This is a genomic window from Streptomyces tibetensis, from assembly GCF_040647715.1.
Taxonomy (GTDB): domain Bacteria; phylum Actinomycetota; class Actinomycetes; order Streptomycetales; family Streptomycetaceae; genus Streptomyces; species Streptomyces tibetensis_A.
On the sequence record NZ_JBEZCR010000005.1, the window covers coordinates 131258 to 150757 of the forward strand.

Annotated in this window: 15 protein-coding genes and 1 pseudogene; 10 read left to right on the forward strand and 6 right to left on the reverse strand. The window is 70.6% G+C overall.

All coding sequences use genetic code 11. The annotated features are described in order from the left end of the window. From AB0B29_RS15095 to AB0B29_RS15110, 4 genes are read right to left on the reverse strand one after another with little or no spacing between them, the layout of a single operon-like run. A complete protein-coding gene (locus AB0B29_RS15095) occupies positions 1-1524 on the reverse strand; it encodes a right-handed parallel beta-helix repeat-containing protein (protein ID WP_362239012.1) in 1524 nt (507 codons plus the stop codon). 41 nt (positions 1525-1565) lie between these two features. Next, complete coding sequence (locus tag AB0B29_RS15100; protein WP_362239015.1) at positions 1566-2429, reverse strand: carbohydrate ABC transporter permease; 864 nt, start codon at positions 2427-2429, stop codon at positions 1566-1568. Continuing rightward, positions 2426-3421 (reverse strand): carbohydrate ABC transporter permease, encoded by a 996-nt coding sequence (locus tag AB0B29_RS15105; RefSeq protein ID WP_362239018.1) that lies wholly within the window; start codon positions 3419-3421, stop codon positions 2426-2428. The genes AB0B29_RS15100 and AB0B29_RS15105 overlap by 4 nt, the downstream gene beginning before the upstream one ends. After that, positions 3418-4767: an extracellular solute-binding protein gene (locus tag AB0B29_RS15110; protein WP_362239021.1), complete on the reverse strand. Its 1350-nt coding sequence runs from the start codon at positions 4765-4767 to the stop codon at positions 3418-3420. Before AB0B29_RS15110 ends, AB0B29_RS15105 begins: the two co-directional genes overlap by 4 nt. A 427-nt stretch (positions 4768-5194) precedes the next feature. On the opposite strand from AB0B29_RS15110, the gene AB0B29_RS15115 reads away from it, so the two are divergent. The 9 genes and pseudogenes from AB0B29_RS15115 to AB0B29_RS15155 all read left to right on the forward strand — a co-directional run bounded on the left by AB0B29_RS15115 (position 5195) and on the right by AB0B29_RS15155 (position 15289). Further along, positions 5195-6208 (forward strand): hydroxyacid dehydrogenase, encoded by a 1014-nt coding sequence (locus AB0B29_RS15115; RefSeq protein ID WP_362239024.1) that lies wholly within the window; start codon positions 5195-5197, stop codon positions 6206-6208. A gap of 450 nt (positions 6209-6658) precedes the next feature. Then, the gene (locus AB0B29_RS15120) at positions 6659-7747 is read left to right on the forward strand and encodes a LacI family DNA-binding transcriptional regulator (protein WP_362239026.1); all 1089 of its coding nucleotides are present in this window, start codon (positions 6659-6661) and stop codon (positions 7745-7747) included. 409 nt (positions 7748-8156) lie between these two features. Then, complete coding sequence (locus tag AB0B29_RS15125; protein ID WP_362239029.1) at positions 8157-9494, forward strand: ABC transporter substrate-binding protein; 1338 nt, start codon at positions 8157-8159, stop codon at positions 9492-9494. Between the two features lie 8 nt (positions 9495-9502). Continuing rightward, the gene (locus tag AB0B29_RS15130) at positions 9503-10387 is read left to right on the forward strand and encodes a carbohydrate ABC transporter permease (protein WP_362239031.1); all 885 of its coding nucleotides are present in this window, start codon (positions 9503-9505) and stop codon (positions 10385-10387) included. Further along, entirely contained in the window at positions 10387-11301 is a 915-nt protein-coding gene (locus AB0B29_RS15135) for a carbohydrate ABC transporter permease (RefSeq protein WP_362239033.1), read from the forward strand. Before AB0B29_RS15130 ends, AB0B29_RS15135 begins: the two co-directional genes overlap by 1 nt. A gap of 91 nt (positions 11302-11392) precedes the next feature. Continuing rightward, positions 11393-13150, forward strand: coding sequence for a glycoside hydrolase family 43 protein (locus AB0B29_RS15140; RefSeq protein ID WP_362239036.1), 1758 nt, complete (start codon positions 11393-11395; stop codon positions 13148-13150). Positions 13151-13334: 184 nt separating this feature from the next. Then, positions 13335-14378 carry a LacI family DNA-binding transcriptional regulator gene (locus tag AB0B29_RS15145; RefSeq protein WP_362239039.1) on the forward strand — a complete coding sequence of 348 codons (1044 nt, stop codon included), beginning with the start codon at positions 13335-13337 and terminating at the stop codon, positions 14376-14378. 157 nt (positions 14379-14535) lie between these two features. Continuing rightward, positions 14536-14673 (forward strand): annotated as a pseudogene (locus tag AB0B29_RS15150) (RidA family protein); the annotation flags it as partial. Positions 14674-14890: 217 nt separating this feature from the next. Then, positions 14891-15289, forward strand: a complete 399-nt coding sequence (locus tag AB0B29_RS15155) for a VOC family protein (RefSeq protein ID WP_362239042.1) — start codon at positions 14891-14893, stop codon at positions 15287-15289. Here the strand turns inward: AB0B29_RS15155 and AB0B29_RS15160 are convergent. Continuing rightward, positions 15275-15958: a helix-turn-helix domain-containing protein gene (locus AB0B29_RS15160; protein WP_362239045.1), complete on the reverse strand. Its 684-nt coding sequence runs from the start codon at positions 15956-15958 to the stop codon at positions 15275-15277. The two genes, AB0B29_RS15155 and AB0B29_RS15160, sit on opposite strands and share 15 nt — an antisense overlap. A 383-nt stretch (positions 15959-16341) precedes the next feature. Then, positions 16342-17523 carry a YihY/virulence factor BrkB family protein gene (locus AB0B29_RS15165; RefSeq protein WP_362239047.1) on the reverse strand — a complete coding sequence of 394 codons (1182 nt, stop codon included), beginning with the start codon at positions 17521-17523 and terminating at the stop codon, positions 16342-16344. A gap of 110 nt (positions 17524-17633) precedes the next feature. On the opposite strand from AB0B29_RS15165, the gene AB0B29_RS15170 reads away from it, so the two are divergent. Beyond that, positions 17634-19268, forward strand: coding sequence for an acyl-CoA dehydrogenase family protein (locus AB0B29_RS15170; RefSeq protein WP_362239050.1), 1635 nt, complete (start codon positions 17634-17636; stop codon positions 19266-19268). The last annotated feature ends 232 nt before the right edge of the window (positions 19269-19500 follow it).

Sequence of the window (19500 nt, forward strand, 5' to 3'; positions counted from 1 at the left end):
TCATGACGCGGCGGCCGCCTCGGCGGTGGTGAGGAACTTCAGGTTCAGGACGTGCTCGTTGGCGTGCATCGGGATGGTGTCGGTGGTGAGGTACCAGGTCGGCTTCTTCATCGAGTCGGCGATGACCGTGCCGTTGACCACGAGGTTCTCGAACGTGACGTCCTTGATGGCGTGCTTGGCGTCGTAGCCGAGCAGCAGACAGGTGGCGAGCGGCTTGCCCGTGTAGGAGAGGTCCTTGACGTAGACGCCCTGGATGCCGCGGCCGACCGAGGTGTTGTACTTCGTGTTGTACATGACCCGCATGTGGATGAGCTGGCCCCAGCGGAAGTCCTCGACGCGTACGCCGTCGACCTTGACGTTCTTGATGAGGTTGCTGTCGCCCGGGTTGAGGGCGATGCAGCCCTGGTAGCCCATCTGGGGCTCGCGGTGGTCCAGGATGTCGAGATTCCTGAAGGTGAGGTTCTTCAGGACCTCGGGGTTGTCGGAGTTGCCGTGCGTGCCGACGTTGATGGGGTGGGCGACGTCCGCCCACAGGGTGGAGTTGCGCACGGTGACGTTGCTCGTGTCGCCGTAGTACTCCCAGCGGTGGGTGTAGATGGCGATGCAGTCGTCGGAGTTGCGCATGAAGACGCCGTCGATGACGACGTTGCTGGAGCAGAAGACGTCGATGCCGTCGCCCCATCCCTTGGAGCTGAAGGAGCACAGGCCCTTGATGGTGACGCCGGTGGCTTCGCCGAGCTGGACGGCGTAGCCGTTCGGGTTGAGGGCGGTGACGGCGCCGATGGAGATGTTCCGCGCGTTCTCGACCAGGGCGCCGCCGCCGGCCGTTCCGGCGAGCACGCCCCGGCCGGCGATCCCGGCGTGCTCCACGTTCCGGAAGATCACGGTCGCCTTCAGGACGGCGCCGCCGTCGAGGTACACGGTCTTGCCGGAGGGGACGAGCAGCGTGCCGTCGGCGGTGGTGTGGACGCCGGGGCCGTAGTAGAGGACGTTCGGGTCGTCCTGCGCGGGCTTCTTCTTCTCGACCGCGCGGGCGAACAGGTGGAGACAGTCGAAGATGTCGTCGTTGATCTGCACGACGACGTTGCGCGGCCGGTCGAGCGTGAAGCGCAGGGTGTCACCCCCCACTTCGGGCTTGATGCCGTAGGAATCCGGTCTCACGCGCACCTTGGTGGTGCCGCCCTTGAGGTAGGTGACCTCCACCTCGACGGATCCCTGGAAGTCGAAGTACGCCAGTGACGAGTTGTAGGTCTTGCTGGACCCCGTGGTCGGGTTGATCTCGCCCAGCTGGGGCCGCCAGATGTCCAGCGTCTGCCACTCGCCGTCGGGGGCGGTGCGCACCCGCACCTTGAAGCTGGTGTTGGTCGGCATGGCGGACGGGCGGGGGTAGGTGACGAGCTTCGGCGCGACGGCGGCGGCCTCGTCCGCCCGGGCGGCGGTCGCCGACAGCGGGGTGAACCCGGCGGCGAGAACGGTGGCGCCGGCCGCCTGAAGGGCGTTGCGGCGGGACAGGGACGGGGACATCTGCGACTCCTCGCGAAGGATGAACAGGACTGCGGGCCGGGTTACTTGAGGCCGGAGGTGGACGTTCCGGCGATGAAGCCGCGCTGGGCGACCAGGAAGATCAGCAGGATCGGCACGACGTACATCACGGAGCCCGCGGCCTGGAGGTTGGCCACGGGGGTACCGGCCGAGGTGACGTAGGTGGACATGACCGCCACCGCGAGGGTGGAGCGGTCGGTGGAGAGCAGCAGCTGGGGGGCGATGTAGTCGCCCCAGGACCAGGTGAAGGCGATCACGAAGCTCGCGGAGAGCACCGGCCAGGACTGCGGCAGGAAGATGCGCCAGAAGATCGTGCCGTAGCCGCAGCCGTCGACGATCGCCGCCTCCTCCAGCTCACGGGGCAGTCCGGCGAAGAACTGGCGGAAGAGGAAGACCAGATAGGGGGCGGCGGCCAGGCCCCAGAGCACCCACGGCCAGTACGTGTCGACCATGCCGAGCTGCGCGAAGATCAGGTAGGTCGGCAGCAGAGTGATCATCTGCGGCAGCATCATCGAGCCGATGAGGATGCCGAACAGCGTTTTCTTCCCCGGGGCCTCGAGACGGGCGAAACCGAAGCCCACCCAGGCGGAGCTGAGGGTGACGAGAGTGGCGTAGAGGGTCGCGATGATCAGGGAGTTGCGGGCGTAGCCCAGGAAGTCGATCAGGTTGAAGGCGTCAGCGAAGTTGTGCCACTGGACCTGGGCGGGCAGCCAGTGCCCGGGCGAGGCGGCCAGCTCCGCCGGGGTCTTCAGACCGCTGAGGACCAGCCAGCCGAACGGACCGACGAACAGGCCGGTGACGACGACCAGGGCCGTGTAGAGGACCAGGCGGCCGGCACGGATCCGCACCCGGGGCGTGGATCCGGGAGGAAGACTGGTGGCGGTCACTTCTTCGCCTCCGGGTCGACGTTGTAGAACACCACACCGGACGTGAACCTGAAGATGAGCCCGGTGGCGATGAGAATCAGGACGAAGAGCACCCACAGCAGCGCCGAGGCGTAGCCGTAGCGGCCGAGCGCGAAGTACTGCGAGAACACGTGCATCATGTAGAGGTAGTTGGACTGCGGCAGCGCGGTGACGCCCGCCGTCGTGCCGTCCGGGGTGAGCAGCAGCGGCATGATGGTCTGCACGGACGCGATCACACCGGTGACGGTCTGGAAGAGCAGCACCGGCGACAGCAGCGGCACGGTGATGCTGCGGAACGTCCGCCAGGCGCCGGCTCCGTCGATCCGGGCGGCCTCGTGCAGTTCCCGGGGCACGTCCTGGAGCCCGGCCAGCGAGATGATCATGACGTTTCCGGCGGCCCACAGCACACTCATCAGCAGCACGTAGCGGGCGTAGGGGTCCGCCAGCCAGCCGAGCGCGTCGAACCCGAAGAGGGTGAGGACTCCGTTCGCCGCACCGGAGTTCTGGTCGAAGAGCGCCTTGAAGGTGAGACCGGCACCGACCGGTGGCACCACGGCCGGCAGATAGAGCAGGGTGCGGAACAGTCCGCGGGCCCTGATCGGCCGGTTGACCAGGACGGCCAGGCCGAGTCCCGCGATGATCGACAGCGGCACCGAGATGATCGCGAACAAGCCCGTGCGGCCGAGGGAGTTCCAGGTCTGCGGATCGGAGAACAGCTCGGCGTAGTTGCCGAGGCCGACATAGCGCCAGTGCGGCGAGATGCCGTCGTACGTGGTGAAACTCAGCCACAGCGCGTACGCCATCGGCACGACGGTCAGCAGCAGGAAACCGGTGATCCAGGGAGCGGTGAACAGGTAGAAAGCGCGATGCCTGCGGCCGGTCATGGAGATCCGGGGCCGGTCGGCCGGGGCCCTGCGGGCGATGTCGTCGGGCGCGCCGGGCCGTCCGGTGACGGATATCTGGTCAACCGTCATCCGACCTGCTCCTTTCCGCGCTTCAGCTGCTCGTTCATGACGGAGTTCAGGCGGCCCGCGAGGGCGTCGACGGACATGTGGCCGTTCATCGCGGCCGGTGCCTCCTGGTTGAAGAGGGCGTAGAGCGAGTCCGCCGAGGCGTAGGGCGTGAAAGCGATCACCGAGAAGTGCTTCAGCTCGGCGTTCTGCACCTTCAGCACGCGCTTTTGGTAGTCCTCCCGGGCGGGCATCAGCGGGCGCAGGGACTTCAGCGTGGGGATGCCCCAGCCGCCCAAGGCGCGGGCCCTGGCCGGTCCCTCACCGAAGAACCACTCGAAGACCCGCCAGGCGGCGTCCTTGTTCTTGGCCTTCCTCGGCATCCAGAACCCGGTTCCGGCCTGGCAGGGGCTGACCCGTCGGCCGCCCGCGAAGAGCGGGGCCGGGGCGAGGCGTGACAGGGGCGCCAGCTTCTTGTCGGTGTTGATCAGGCCGCCGAGCCAGTAGCCCGAGTTGGACATGGCCATCCGGCCGGCCTGATAGGTCGGGCCGTCCCAGGCGTTGGGGTCGGGCTGGACGATGCTGGGCCCGACCCGGCTGCGGCCGTACTCGACGTACCAGGCCAGGGCCTTGCGAGCCTCCGGGGTGGTGAAGTCGATCCGGGAGAAGTCGTCGGTGAAGAGGTTGCCTCCGGCGGACGCCGTCAGGCTCGCCAGCAGATTGGGAGTGAGCACGCCCTGGTAACTGCCGCCGAAGACGGTCGTCTGGCCGTTCCTGCGCCGGGTGAGCCGCCTGGCGTCCTCCATCCACTCCTCATAGGTGACCGGCTCGGTCTCCGGCGGGTGGCCGACCCCCGCCTCGTCGAAGAGAGCGGTGTTGTACCAGAACATGGAGTCCTGCGAGAAGTCCTTCGCCATGCCGTAGCGGGGGCCCTTGCCCTGGGTGCGGCCGTCGTAGCGCCACAGGTCGTTGACCGGGTCGAGGTCGGCCGCCCTGAGGACGTCGCTCCGGGCGAAGTAGGGGTCCAGGTCCTCCATCACGTCGCGTGCCGCGAAGTAGGGCGCGTCCGTGGCGCCGACGCCGCGCACCAGGTCGGGCGGGGCGCCGTTGGTCATCATGCCGATGAGCTTGGTGATGTCGTAGCGCACCGTGACGATCTTGACGCCGAGGTCCTTCCGGGCCTGCCGGATCAGCTCCGGGGAGAAGTCGTCGGCCTTCGCCATCACCGTGACGGTCTCGCCTCCCCCACTGACACCGCTGGAGACCCGCATCGCGCAACCGCTCAGCGCTGCCGTACCGGTCGCGGCACCGGCCGCCGAAAGGGCGAGGAACCGGCGGCGGCTCAGGGATGCACCGGTACGTGGGTGCATGGACGCACCACCTCCTGCTCTTGCTGTTCGACATGCCGGTCGCATGCCGGAACACTCGGGACGCCGACCGGAGAAAACGTTCAGCAACCGGTTGCTATGCGTCGGCCAGAGCTTCTTCCGGGCCGGATGGCACGTCAAGAGCCTGAGCGAACTTTCGAAAACACTTACGTGGGGAACCGGTTGCGTTCGAGTCCTTCGCCCCTGCTCAGCGCCTCGGGCGCCCCGTCCCGGTCTGACCTTCCGCCACCGAAATCGTAGTAATCGATTTCCGAGATGGGCTGCGCTGCGGAGCCACGGAACGGAAACCGCCCCGCCTCTGCGCCTCCACACGTCGCCCCCGACGGGCGATTGACCCCCGCTTCCTGACAGACCTACGGTAGAAGGCGCTTTCTGAAACTGTTTCCATCCCCCCTGCTCCAGGAGAGTCATGCCCAGCCCTCAGCTGCCGCGGGCCGTGTTCGCGATGGACCCGGTTCACCTCCCGCTGCTCTTCCCTCCGCCGCTGATGGAGCGGCTGAGGCGCACGGCCGACATCGATCCCGGGCTGGTGGTACGGGACTTCGCCGACCCGGCCGGCACCGCCGCCCTGGCCTCCGCCGAGGTACTGATCACCGGCTGGGGCTGCCCGCACCTGGACGTCGGCGTCCTCACGGCGGCTCCGCGGCTCGGCGCCGTGCTGCACGCGGCCGGCTCGGTCCGCTCCCTGGTCGGCGAGGCGCTGTGGGAACGCGGGGTCATCGTGTCCAGCGCGGTGACGGGCAACGCCCTGCCGGTCGCGGAGTACACGCTCGCGATGATCCTGCTGCTGGGCAAGGACGCCTTCGACCACCGCGAGCGCTTCCGCCGGACCCACGCCTACCCGGGCCCCGCCGAGACCGCGGCGACCGGCAACCTCGGCCGGCGCGTGGGCGTCATCGGCGCCTCGCGCGTGGGCCGTCGGCTGCTGGAACTGCTGCGGCCGTTCGACCTCACCGTCCTGCTGCACGACCCGTACGTGAGCCCCGCCGAGGCCACCGCCCTCGGTGCCGAGTCACTGTCGCTGGAGGAGCTGCTCCGACGCAGCGACATCGTGAGCCTGCACGCCCCCGACATCCCGGCGACCCATCACATGCTCGACCGCGAACGGCTCGCGCTGGTGCGGGACGGTGGTGTGCTCGTCAACACCGCCCGCGGCGCGCTGGTCGACCACGAGGCGCTCACCGACGAGCTGGTCTCCGGCCGGCTGCGCGCGGTGCTGGACGTGACCGACCCGGAGCCGCTGCCCGCCGGATCGCCGCTGTACCGGCTGCCCAACGTGTTCCTCACCCCGCACATCGCCGGTTCCCTCGGCAACGAGCTGGAGCGGCTCGGACGCATCGTCGTCGAGGAACTGGAGCGCCTGGCGGCAGGCGTAGGGCCGCTTCACGAGGTGCGGCGCGCGGATCTGGTGCGGGTGGCGTGAGGCGCATCCGGCGCGGGCGCGGGTGGTGTGCGGTGGATCCGGCGCAGGTGCGGGTGGTGTACGGCGGATCCGGCGCGGGTGTGGGACGGTGCGGCGGCGGACCGCGGCGCCCGTTGTCCACAGGCCCCCCGGCCTGGAGGAATGATGGGATACGGTTTCCGCACCGATGGCCCCGGGGCCGTCGCGACCGGCTCCACCGCCCAGCGGGCCCGGGAACAGCAGGCCCGGGACGGCGGTCCGAGGCACGGCGGCCGGGGCACCATGTCCCGGCGCACCGTGGTCCGACGCACCACGGCTCGGCGCACCGGCCCACGGGACGCCACGGCCCCGGCCGGCGGCCGCGTGCAGCGGGCGCACCGCACCGGTCCGCCGGCGGCCGGACCACAACGGACCGGAACACTATGGATCGGGCCACTACGGGGCCGGACCACTACCGTGAAGGAGCCAAGGGTGAGTCAGCGCAAGGCGACGAGCGACGCCGGCCGGGCGACCATCCGTGATGTCGCGGAGCGTGCGGGCGTCTCCGTGGCCAGCGTCTCGCGGGTGCTCTCCGGCAACTACCCGGTGTCCGAGGAGCTGCGCCGCCGGGTGATGAAGGTGGTCCGGGACCTGGACTACGTCACCAACGCCCACGCGCGTTCGCTCGCCGGCGGCGGCACACCGACGGTGGCGATCCTCATCAACAACATCACGGGTGCCGCGTTCGCCCACGTGGCGAAGGGCGTCGAGGGTGCCGCCACCCTGCGCGGCTGGCTCTCCCTGGTCGGCACGACCGGCGACGACCCCGAGCGGGAACTCGCGCTGGTGAACCTCATGCGCCAGCAGGGCGTCGCCGCGGTGATCCTGCTCGGCGGCGCCTACGACTACGACGAGTACCAGCTGCGCATGGCCCGCTTCGCCCGTTCCCTGGACGCGGCCGGCTCGCATCTGGTCCTGGTGGGCCGGCCCCCGCTGGAGGGTGACGTCCCCGCGACGACGGTCGACTACGACAACGAGGGCGGCGCCTACGCGATGGCCAGCCACCTGCTCTCGGCGGGGCACCGCCGCGTCCTCGTCCTGCCGGGGCACGCCGAACTGACCACCGCCCAAGGCCGGTTGAGGGGTGCCCAGCGGGCCTTCGAGGCGTACGGGGTGCCCTTCGACACGGGGCTGGTCCGGCACGGTCCGTACGACTACGACCACGGGTACGAGGCCGTCGAGGCGGCCCTGCACGAGACGCCGGACTTCACCGCGGTGCTCGCCGGGACGGACGTGGTAGCCGCGGGTGCCATGCAGGCCCTGCGCGCGGCGGGACTGCGGGTGCCCGACGACGTCTCGGTCGTCGGTTACGACGACATCCCGCTGGCCTCCCAGCTCACCCCCCAACTGACCACCGTGCACGTGCCGTACGAGGAGATGGGCCGGGTCGCGCTGCGGGCGGTGGCCGACCGGCGCGAGGGCGGCGCGGGCCGCCGCAAGGGTGCCGACGGCGACCATCTGGTCCTGGGCACGCATGTCGTGGTCCGCAACTCGGTCCAGCCGCCCGCCCCCCGCGGGTAGCGCCCCTGCCCCGGGGGCGACCGGCGCGCGCCCTCACGGAGACCGTTACGTAACCGGTTACTCGGGCTCCGACGTTCGCCCCGAGCCTCTTGGCCGCGCCCGCCGCACGTCGGCGTGCGCCCTGGCCGCACGGCATTGACCTGCGCAGATGTCCAGTGCCACAGCGTCACGACCCGGGCGGTCGACGGGGCCGGCCCGGGCCGCCCGCCGTAAACGAATCGCCGCGCACCTCTTGCTATGAGCGGACACATCCGCTTAACGTCCCAGCAACCGCTTACTACAGCTTCCGCTTGGTCGAACCTCCCACCACCGCGAGCTGATGCGTTTCCGGCCGCCGTTCCCGTCGGCACCCTCAGCCACCGCCGCCCTCTCGTTCCGAGAACGCCCTATTCCGAAGGATCACGGTCAGATGAACTTCACCAGCCCCCGGAGAAGGTTCGCCTCCGCCGCTGTCGCGGGTCTCGCGCTGACAGGTCTGCTCTCCGCCTGTGGCGGTTCCGACTCGGGTGACGACGCGGCGTCGAAGTCCGGCCCGGTCACCCTCCCCTTCTGGGGCTGGGCCAATGGCCAGGAGGCGGTCGTCAAGGCGTTCAACGCGTCGCACAAGGACGTCCGGCTGCAGTACACGAAGGTCACCGACCAGCTGACCATGCAGAAGCAGCTGACCAACGCGGTGAAGGCCGGCAACGCCCCCTGTCTGGTGCAGAACACCGCCGAGTACGTCACCAGCTGGGTGTCGCAGGGCGCCCTCGCCGACATCACGAGTTACGTCGAGGGCGAGAAGGACAAGTTCAACAGCGGCGCCTGGGCGAGCGCGCAGGTGCAGGGCAAGTTCTACGGCGTTCCCACCAGCTCGGCGCCCCAGTTCACGATCTACCGCACGGACATCTTCGAGAAGTACGGGCTCAAGCCTCCGGCGACCTGGGACGACGTCATCGCCGCCGGGAAGGTCCTGAAGAAGCACAACATCAAGATCACCAACTACGCCGGTGAGGACCCCAGCACCCTCGAGGTGCTCGCGATGCAGGCCGGGGCGCACTGGTACGCGATCGACGGCAACGCCTGGAAGGTGGACTTCCAGGACGAGGGCACCCTGAAGGCCGCCAAGGTGATCCAGGAGATCATCGACAACGACCTGAACGCCAAGCTGTCCTTCGCCGACTACGCGGCCGTGCAGCGCAGTTACGACAGCGGTGCCACCGCGACCCGGCAGATCTCCACGTGGCAGATGGCCGGCATGGTGCAGAACTTCACCAAGTCCTTCGGCGACTGGGCGCTCGCACCCTGGCCCGCGTACCAGGGCGAGGCGGCGAAGACACCGGCCGGCACGAACCTGACCGGCAGTGTGACCCTGGTGACCAAGCAGTGCAAGGACCAGCAGCAGGCGGCCCGGGCGGCCCTGTGGATGTCGACGAACCAGGACGCGGTCAAGACGATGGCGAGCCCGGAGACCGGCAACGGTGTGATGCCGGCGCTCAAGGACAGCGGTTCCTACGTCGGTGAGTCGATCTCGCGGAAGCTGCTCGGCAAGAACTACGAGCCGGCGCAGAAGGTCGTGACGGACAGCCTGGGCACGGTCACCACGGACTGGACCTTCGGGCCCAACTGGACGGCGATGTTCACCGAGCTCCAGGCGGGCTGGGCCAAGGTCGTCAACAAGCAGGAGAAGGTCACCGACCTGCTTGCCCACATGCAGGAGTGGACGGTGAAGGACCTGAAGTCCCGCGGTATCAGCGTCAAGGGCTGAGGCATCCGATGATTCGCTCCATGCGCTGGAAAGGCGCCGCCTTCACGGTGCCTTTCCAGCTCGGCTTCCTGTTTCTGTATCTGCTTCCGATCGGCTACGCGGTCTACGAGTCGCTGTTCACCCAGAAGCAGTCGGGGCTCGGCCTCGGCGGTGCGACGACGGAGTTCGTCGGGCTCGACAACTACACCCAGGGGCTGACGGACTCGGCGTTCGTGAACTCCATCCTGCGGGTGGTGCTCTTCGCCTGTGTCCAGATCCCGTTGATGCTGCTGGTCAGCCTGTTGCTGGCGCTGTTCCTGGACGCGCTGACGTCCAGGGTGGCGAGCAGGTTCCGGATCGTGCTGCTGGTGCCGTACATGATCCCGGGCGTGGTCGCGGCGATCGTGTGGGTCAACCTCTACAGCCCGGACGTCGGCCCGCTCACCGCGATCGGCAAGTCCCTCGGTCTCGACTGGAACTTCTTCGCACCGTCGATGGTCTGGCCGTCCATCGGCAACCTGCTGACCTGGCACGGCATCGGCTACAACATGGTGATCATCTACTCGGCGCTGCAGGGCGTGCCCCGGGAGCTGTTTGAGGCGGCCCGGCTGGACGGCGCCTCCGAGCTGCGCATCGCACGCAGTATCAAGATCCCGTTCGTGCGCGGGGCGCTGGTCCTGACGGGTCTGCTGTCGATCATCCAGATGCTGCAGATCTTCAACGAGCCGGCGCTGTTCCGGAACATCACCCCGCAGACGGTCAGCGACAGCTTCACCCCGATCATGATCATCTACAACCAGGCGTTCAACGCGGGCAACTACAACTACGCGGCCGCCCTGTCGGTGCTCCTGGCCCTGATCCTGGGCATCGCCTCCTTCCTCTTCTACCGGCTCACCTCGAAGGAGGCCGACTGATGACGCTGACCGAGCGGGCGACCGAGCGGCCCCAAGTCCGTGGCGTACGGCGGCTGTCCGAGCCGGATCCGGCCTCCCGCGGACGGGGTGGCCAGCGCTTCCTCCTGGTCGGGCTGGTGCTGGCCAGTGCCTACAGCCTGTTCCCGGTGTGGTGGCTGATCGTCGCGGCGACCAAGGACCGCACGGCGCTCTACCAGAGCAACGGCCTGTGGTTCTCGGGCTGGCACCTGTGGGACAACCTGCATCAGGTGTTCACCTACCAGGACGGGATCTTCCTGCGGTGGACGGCCAACTCGTTCCTTTACGCGGGCGTCGGCTCGCTCGGCGGCACGCTGATCGCGCTCGCAACCGGTTACGGGCTGGCCCGCTTCGACTTCCCCGGGCGCGACGCGATCTTCGCGTGTGTCGTGGGCTCGTTCCTGATCCCGATCGCGTTGCTGACGCTGCCGCTGTATCTGCTGTTCTCCGCGATCGGCATGGTGGACACGCCGTGGGCGATGCTGATCCCGTGCCTGATCAACCCGTTCAGTGTGTACCTGGCCAAGGTGTACACCGAGGCGACGATCCCCTACGAGCTGCTGGAGGCGGCCCGGATCGACGGCGCCGGGGAGCTGCGGATCTTCCTCAGCATCGTGCTGCGGATGATGACGACGGGCGGCGCGACGGTGTTCCTGCTGGCCTTCGTCAACACCTGGAACGCCTTCTTCCTGCCGCTGACCGTGCTGCGCGGCAAGGAGAACTGGACGCTCAACCTCGGTCTCTACAACTGGTCCGGCACCCGTCTGGAGTCGGGCATCGATCTGACCGGCCTGGTACTCACCGGCGCGCTGCTGTCCATCGTCCCGATGGCGATCATGATGGTCGCGATGCGCCGCTACTGGCGGTCGGGCGTGACGCTCGGCGCCCTCAAGTGATCCTCCTTCGCCCAATCCCCGACTCCTGGGGGCCGCAGGTGACCCTGACTCCCTGCGGCCCCAGGGCGGCCGACGCTCCGGGAGTTCATGCGTGACCGTCCTGCACAATCCCGTCCTCCGCGGCTTCGCCCCCGATCCGTCGATGGTGCGGGTCGGCGACTGGTACTACGTGGCGACCAGTTCCTTCGAGTGGTTCCCGACGATCCCGCTGCACCGCTCCCGGGACCTGGCCCACTGGGAGTACGCGGGCCATGTGCGGGGGGCCGTCCCCGGCGACTCGCTGGCCGGGGTACCCGACTCGGGCGGCGTCTGGGCCCCGTCGCTGAGCTGGGACGGGGAACGGTTCTGGGTCACGTACACCGTCGTGCGCTCGGTCGGCACCCCCTACTTCGACCTCGACACGTACATCTCGACGGCCTCCCGCATCGGCGGCGAGTGGAGCACCCCGCGCCGGGTCGCGAGCCACGGTTTCGACCCGGCGCTGTTCCATGAGGACGGCCGGCTGTGGCTGCTGAACCTGCAGAACGACCACCGGCCCGGGGGTGAGCGGTTCGCGGGGATCGTCGCGACGGAGCTGGACCGGCAGACGCTGGAACCCGTCGGCGGCACACATCTGCTGCTCCAGCACGACCGGCTGATCGAGGGGCCGAAGCTGCTGCGGCGCGACGGCTGGTATCACCTGGTGCTCGCCGAGGGCGGCACCGGGTGGGAACACGGGGTGCGGGTGGCTCGGAGCAAGGAGCTGACGGGGCCGTACGAGCTGGACGAACGGCCGTTGCTGACCACCCGGGACGATCCGGGGGTGCCGTTGCAGAAGGCCGGGCACGGCGAGCTGGTCGAGACGGCGGACGGACAGTGGCTGCTCAGCCATCTGACGGCCCGTCCGCTGCACACCCCGCAGGGCCGCCGCTGCACCCTCGGCCGGGAGACCGCGATCCAGGCGGTGACCTGGGACGGGGAGGGCTGGCCCCGGCTGGCGCAGGGCGGGTGGCACCCGGCGGCCGAGGTCGAGGTGCCGACGCGACCGCACCCGCTGCCACCGGCCGCACCGCCGGAGGACCTGTCCTGGCCGTGGAGCACCCTGCGCGAGCCGCCGGACCCGTCCTGGGCCGACACGACGAGCCGCCCCGGGTGGATCCGGCTGCGCGGCCGGCACGGGCCGGAGTCCCGGTGGGCGGCCTCCCTGCTGGCCCAGCGGCTCACCGAGCACCACGCGGAGGCCGAAGTCACCGTGGAGGCCCGGCCGGTGACCTTCACGCAGGCAGCCGGGCTGGTGCTCTGGTACAACCCCGAGGCGTATCTCGCCCTGGACCTGACGTGGGGGGAGCCGGAGGGAGAGACGCAGCGCGGACAGCAGTGGCGCGGGACACGAGGCCGCGGCCGTGGGCCTGGCCGTACGGTGCTCAGTCTCGTCGAACGGGACGAGGACGGCCTGCGGCAGGTCACCGTCGTCGACGTGCCGGCGGACGGACGGATGGACGGGCCCGTGGACCGTCGGATGCAGGAGTCGGTGGACGGGCGGGTTGAGGGACCGGTGGACCCTCGGGTGGACGGGCCGGTGGACCCTCGGGTGGAGGGACCAGGGGATCGTCGGGTGGAGGGGCAGGTGGACGGGCGGCCGGTGACGCTGGGGGTGACGGTCGAGGCGGCCGAGGCCCGTTTCTGGTACGTCCGTGACGGCGTGCGTACGGCGGTCGGGCCGGCGCTGGACTTCGGCCGGCTGTCCGACGACCACGGCTCCCGGCTGCGGTTCACCGGCGCGATGGCGGGGATCCACGCCCGGGACCTCGTGGACGCGGCGTTCACAGCCGACTTCACCGGGTTTCGGCTGACCTGCACACCCGGCTGAGGCACTGTTCGGGGTTTCGAAAGTTTTGACCGGCGCGAAGCAGTGAATCCGCCTCTCTTCCCGCCGTCCTGCACCCCACCTACGATAGGAAGCGCTTTCTGCCCGGTTGGACCCCGTGACCGCCGTGTGCAGCGCTGGTCGAAACTTTCCACGGCCCTCGGCGGGCCGGAGAGGTGGGTTCCCGATGGTCCGTACGGCGAGTGCGAACGTGGCGGCCGGTCCGACGCTGGCGGTCGTGGCGCGCGAGGCGGGGGTGTCGGTGCCGACCGCTTCGAAGGTGGTCAACGGCCGCGAGGACGTGGCACCCGAGACCCGTCGCCGCGTGACCGAGGCGCTCGACCGGCTCGGGTACGTGCGCAGACCCCGCTTCGACGCGGCGAAGGCACCCCGGCTGGTCGACCTGGTCGTGCATTCGCTGGAGAGTTCCTGGTCGGGTGCGGTGCTGCACGGCGTGGAGGAGGCGGCCCACGACGCGGGCCTGGAGGTCGTGGTGTCGGCCGCGCCGACCCGCTCCCGGGCGGGCCGCCCGGAGCGCGGCTGGCTGGACAAGCTGGTCGCCCGGGGCTCTTCAGGCGTGGTGTTCAACCTGGCCGAGCTGAGCGACCCGCAGTACGCGTGGCTGGAGCAGCACCGCATCCCGTTCGTGATGATCGACCCGGTGCAGGAGCCGCCGGAGGGCGTGGTCTCGGTGGGGGCGGCGAACTGGCAGGGCGGCCTGACCGCCACGGAGCACCTGCTGTCCCTGGGCCACGAGCGGGTAGCCGTCATCGCCGGTCCCCGGCGCACGATGTGCAGCGGCGCCCGGGTCGCCGGATACCGTTCCGCCCTCACGTCGGCCGGAGTCCGGTACCGCGCCGAGTACGTCCGGCACGCCGCTTTCGACGAGGGCGTCGCCCACCGCCGCATGCTGGAACTCCTCGATCTGCCCGAGCCGCCGACCGCCGTCTTCGTCTGCTCGGACCGGATGGCACTGGGCGCCTACGAGGCCCTGGCCGAAAGGGGGTTGAGGGTCCCGGACGACATCAGCGTGGTCGGCTTCGACGACCTGCCCGAGGCGCGCTGGGCCTCTCCCGCCCTGACCACCGTGCGCCAGCCGCTGTCCGAGATGGCCGCCACGGCTCTGCGGTCACTGCTGCGCATGATGGACGGCCATCGCCCGGAGAGCACGCGTACGGAGTTGTCGACGCGGCTGGTGGAACGGGCGAGCACGGCGGCGCCGCGCCTGTAGGTGCGAAGCGCGCCGCCGGGGTCGCGCCGTGCCCGTGCACGACCTGTCCGGGCGCCGACGGAGCGGGGAATGCGCTTGTGCGTTCGGGGAGTTGGCGCAGGTGCCCGGCCCGTCGTCGGTGTGGCGGCGGACGTACCCAGAGAAAGGGCTGCTTCCCATGACGAGCGACCCGCGCACCATCACCAACCCGGCAACGCTGCACGACCCCACACCCTTCGGCTACAGCCACGCCGTGTCGGCACCCGGTGAAACCGTCTTCATCGGCGGTCAGTACGCCTCGGGGGCCGACGGGTCGGCCTGACGGACACGTCCCCGCCCTCACGGAGACCTCGCCGCCCGGACCGACACCTCCCCGCCCTGACGCAGGCGTCCCCGCGCGGCGCGCCGAGACGGGTCCCCGCGGAGCGGGCCGGTGCCGGTGACGCAGCGGGGGTGTCCGCGCGTGGCCCAGGGCAGGGGAGGTGTCCGTTTCCTTCAAGACCGCATCTCCTGTGCCTGCCTACGGTGGCTCCATGACTGCACGATTCGATGCCATCGGCCTGGTCGTCTCCGACATGGCCGCCTCCGTCGCGTTCTACCGCCGGCTCGGGTTCGCCTTCCCGGACGGCGCCGGGGACCAGCCGCACGCCGAGGCCGGACTGCCCGGCGGGCTGCGGCTGCTGCTGGACACCGAGGAGACGGTCCGCTCCTTCCTGCCCGGGTGGCGGTCGCCCGCGGGCGGGGGCCGGTCCTCGCTCGCCCTGCGCTGCGACGGGCCGGAGGAGGTGGACGCGCTGTACGGCGAGCTGGTCGGCTCCGGGTACCACGGCGAGCTCAAGCCGTGGGACGCCTTCTGGGGGCAGCGGTACGCCGTGGTGCACGACCCGGACGGCAACGGGGTGGACCTGTTCGCCCCGCTAGCCGCCGAGTAGCTCACCCAGCGGCAGTCCTGCGAACTCCCTCACGTCCCGCGCCAGATGCGCCTGGTCGGCGTAACCGGCCCGGGTGGCCGTCTCCGCGAACGGCACACCGGCCCGGGCCAGTGCGAGGGCGCGGTGCAGCCGCAGGATGCGGGCCAGGGTCTTGGGGCCGTAGCCGAAGGCGGACAGCGAGCGCCGGTGCAACTGGCGTGGTCCGATCCCGAGTTCGTCGGCGGTCGCGGCGACGGGGCGCCCCGCGTCGAGAGCGGTGACGACCCGCCGGAGCAGCGGGTCAGGGGGTTCGGAACCGGCCGCCTGGCGCAGCGCCAGCTCCTCCAGACCGCTCGCCGGGTCGGCGGCGGCGTTCACACCGTCGGCCAGACGCCGCACCCGCGCGGCCGGCCACAGGTCGGCGAGGTCGACGCGCCGGTCGCGCAGCTGGTGCGCCGGCACGCCCAGGAGACCCGGGGCCGTGCCCGGGTAGAAGCGGACTCCGGCCCAGGGGCCGGTCCCTCCGTCCGGGAGGTGGGCGCGGGTGTCCGGCCCGGCGACCATCAGCCGCCCCTCGTGCCACAGCAGATCCATGCACCCGTCGGGCAGCACCCGGCCCGCACCGGGCCGGGACGGACTGTTGGTCCACACGACGGCCCCGGGCAGCCGCGACGCCCGCTCCACGTACATGAGAGCCACGCTACGCCGCGCCCCGGCGGCGGTCCGGCGCGATGGGGCGCCTGGGGTCCCGGGCCCCGCGACGGGGCGCCCGTCGGGGTCCCGGGCTCCGCGACGGGGCGCTCATCGGCGTACCGGTCGCAGCGACGTGGCGCCCGCCCTTCGTGCCCGGCGCTGTCGGCGCGTGACTACGGAGAGACGCTGACCGGTTTCGCTGTGCCGCCTCAGGAGGTGGCGGGGACGACGGAGATCTTCGGCCCGCTCCTCGGCGGCCGCGACGCACACGGGGCGGACGGGGTGCCCGGGGGGGTGCTGGGCCGTGCGCCCCGGCTCTTCGGCGACTTCGCGGGCGAGGAGGCCGCGGCAGGGAACCGGAGGCATTGAGGGCCTCGCCGTCACGTGTCCTCGGGCGGCTTCCTCTCGCCGTTGACCTGGGTGTTCTTCACCTGAGTGCTCTTGGTGTGGGTGTTCTTCACGTGGGTGTTCCTCACGTGGGTGCGCAGCCGGGCCGAGACGTCCTCGGGAGGCAGGAAACGGGACCAGCGTTCCGGGAACTCGGAGGGCATGTCGGGGTCGGCCTCGCCCGTGGCGGTGGCGCGGGCGACGTACTCGGCGACCTGGGCCTGCCGCAGCCGCTCGTTGGCCTCGCGGGCCGCGGCCGTCGCGGCGGCCGGCCAGACCCGGTCGATGGCGGCGTTGACGGCGGCCCCGACGAGCACGGCGAACGCGGACACACCGATCCACAGCAGCACGGCGACGGGCGCGGCGAGGGAGCCGTAGATCGTGGGGCCCTCGACCGTGCTGGTCAGGTAGATCCGCAGCAGGAAGCTGCCGAGCACCCACATGCCGAGGGCGACCAGCGCGCCGGGCACGTCCTCGATCCACGGGGAGCGGACCGGGACGGACACGTGGTACAGCGTCGTCAGGAAGGCGATCGACAGCAGGATCACCGTGGGCCAGTACAGGACCTGGACGACCGTCGTCGACCAGGGCACGATCCGCACCACCGCGTCCGGCCCGGCCACCATCAGCGGCAGCGCCACCGAGCCGATCAGCAGGGCCACGATGAACAGCAGGAAGGCCATCAGACGGGTCTTGACGATGCCCCGGACGCCGTCGAGGCCGTACATCACGGTGATGGTGTCGATGAAGACGTTCACCGCGCGGGAGCCCGACCACAGGGCGAACAGGAAGCCGATGGAGATGACGTCCGGTCGGCCGCCCTTCATCACGTCGTGCAGGATCGGCTGGGCGATCTCGCGCACGCCCTGGTCGGACAGGACCGTGCGGGAGGCCTCCAGGAGGTTGGTCTGGAGACTCTGGATGGTGTCGGCGCCGGTCCAGGCGTCGACGTAACCGAGCAGTCCGATCATGCTCAGCAGCAGCGGCGGAACCGACAGCAGAGTGAAGAACGCGGCCTCGGCCGCCAGGCCCAGGATGCGGTACTCGACGCAGGAGTTGACGGTGTCCTTGACCAACAGCCAGGCGGTCCTGCGTTTGGAGACGTTCCGGTAGAGGGCCCGTGCCCGGTGGAGGCGCCCGGAGGGCGTGTCGGGGGTTTCACTTGCTGGCTGCACCCCCTAACGGTATCCGCCGTGCCCGTCCCCACTCACGCACAGGCCGGGTCTTCGCGGACCGGGCCGGGTCCACCGGGTGCCAAGGTGCGACCGCGGGGTACGTTCGCAGCATGGCAGGCAGCACCCACACCGTGACGAACCAGGTCCCGCCTCTGGTCGGGTACGACGTCTTCTCCGCCGACCGGGCCCTGGCCGAGGCGGTCGACCGGCATGTCGATCCGGGCCTGCGCGAGGAGGTCCTCGTCGAGCTGAGCGGGCTCGGCCGGACTTCCGGCTCGGCCCAGGTGCAGGAGTGGGGGCGGCTGGCCAACGAGAACCCGCCGCGGCTGCTCACGCACGACAGGTACGGCAACCGCGTCGACGAGGTCGAGTTCCACCCGTCCTGGCACCGGCTGCTCGGCAAGGGCGTCTCGGCCGGTCTGACGGCCGCCTGGGACCGGCCGGCCGGGCATCTGCGGCGGGCCGCGGCCTTCCTGGTGTGGACGCAGGTCGAGGCGGGCAACGGCTGCCCGCTGTCGATGACGCACGCGGCGGTGCCCGCCCTGCGCGCCGACCCGGACCTGGCCGCCGAGTGGGAGCCCCGGCTGACGTCCATGGTCTACGACCGTGAGCTGCGGCCCGCGCACCTGAAGGCCGGGGCGCTGTTCGGGATGGGCATGACGGAGAAGCAGGGCGGCAGCGACGTCCGGGCGAACACGACGGCGGCACGGCCCCTCGCCGAGGACGGGACCTATGAGCTGACCGGGCACAAGTGGTTCTGTTCGGCGCCCATGTCCGACGGCTTCCTGGTGCTGGCGCAGGCTGCGGACGGGCTGACCTGCTTCCTGGTGCCGCGGGTGCTCCGGGACGGCTCACGCAACGTGTTCCGTGTCCAGCGGCTCAAGGACAAGCTCGGCAACCGGTCGAACGCCTCCGCCGAGGTCGAGTTCGACGGGACCTGGGCGCGCCGGGTCGGCGAGGAGGGGCGCGGGGTGCGCACCATCATCGAGATGGTCGCGGCGACCCGGCTGGACTGCGTGCTGGGCTCGGCGGGCCTGATGCGCCAGGCCGTGGCGCAGGCCGTGCACCACTGCACCTACCGCGAGGCGTTCGGTGGGAAGCTCGCCGACAAGCCGCTCATGCGCAACGTGCTGGCCGACCTGGCGTTGGAGTCGGAGGCGGCGACGACGCTGGCGCTGCGGCTGGCGGCGGCGTACGACGACGGCGGCGAGCAGGAGCGGGCGCTGCTGCGGATCGCGGTGCCGGCCGCCAAGTACTGGGTGACCAAGCGGTGCCCGCCCGTTGCCGTGGAGGCCGCGGAATGCCTCGGCGGCAACGGCTACGTCGAGGAGTCCCAGATGCCGCGGCTGGTGCGCGAATCGCCGCTGAACTCCATCTGGGAGGGCGCGGGCAACGTCCAGGCGCTGGACGTGCTGCGGGCGTTGCAACGGGAGCCGGGGGCGCTGGACGCGTATCTGCGGGAGGTCGGTCAGGCGCGCGGCGCCGATCACCGTCTCGACGCGGCCATCAAGAACCTGCTGACGGAACTCGCCGACCTGGAGGGCGTGGAGGGTCGGGCGCGGCGGCTGACGGAGCGGCTCGCGCTGGTGCTCCAGGGTTCCCTGCTGGTCCGTTTCGCGCCGCCGCAGGTCGCCGACGCGTTCTGCGCGGGGCGGCTCGGCGGGGACGGGGGCGCTGCCTTCGGGACGCTGCCGCACTCGTTGGATCTCGCGTCGGTGGTGGAGCGGGCCCGGCCGGTGTCCTGATCCGGCCCGCTGATCCGCGTCATCCGCGTCATCAGCGTCATCCGCGTCATTCGGTCATCCGCGTTCGCCGGGGTTCCGCGTTCGCCGGGGTTCCGCGTTCGCCGGGGTTCCGCGTTCGCCGGGGTTCCGCGTTCGCCGGGGTTCCGCGACCGCGAAGGCTCCTCATCGGCGAAGGTTCCGCGACCGCGCGGGTCGCTCGCCGGCGAGGGTTGCGTGGCCGCGAGGGTTCCGT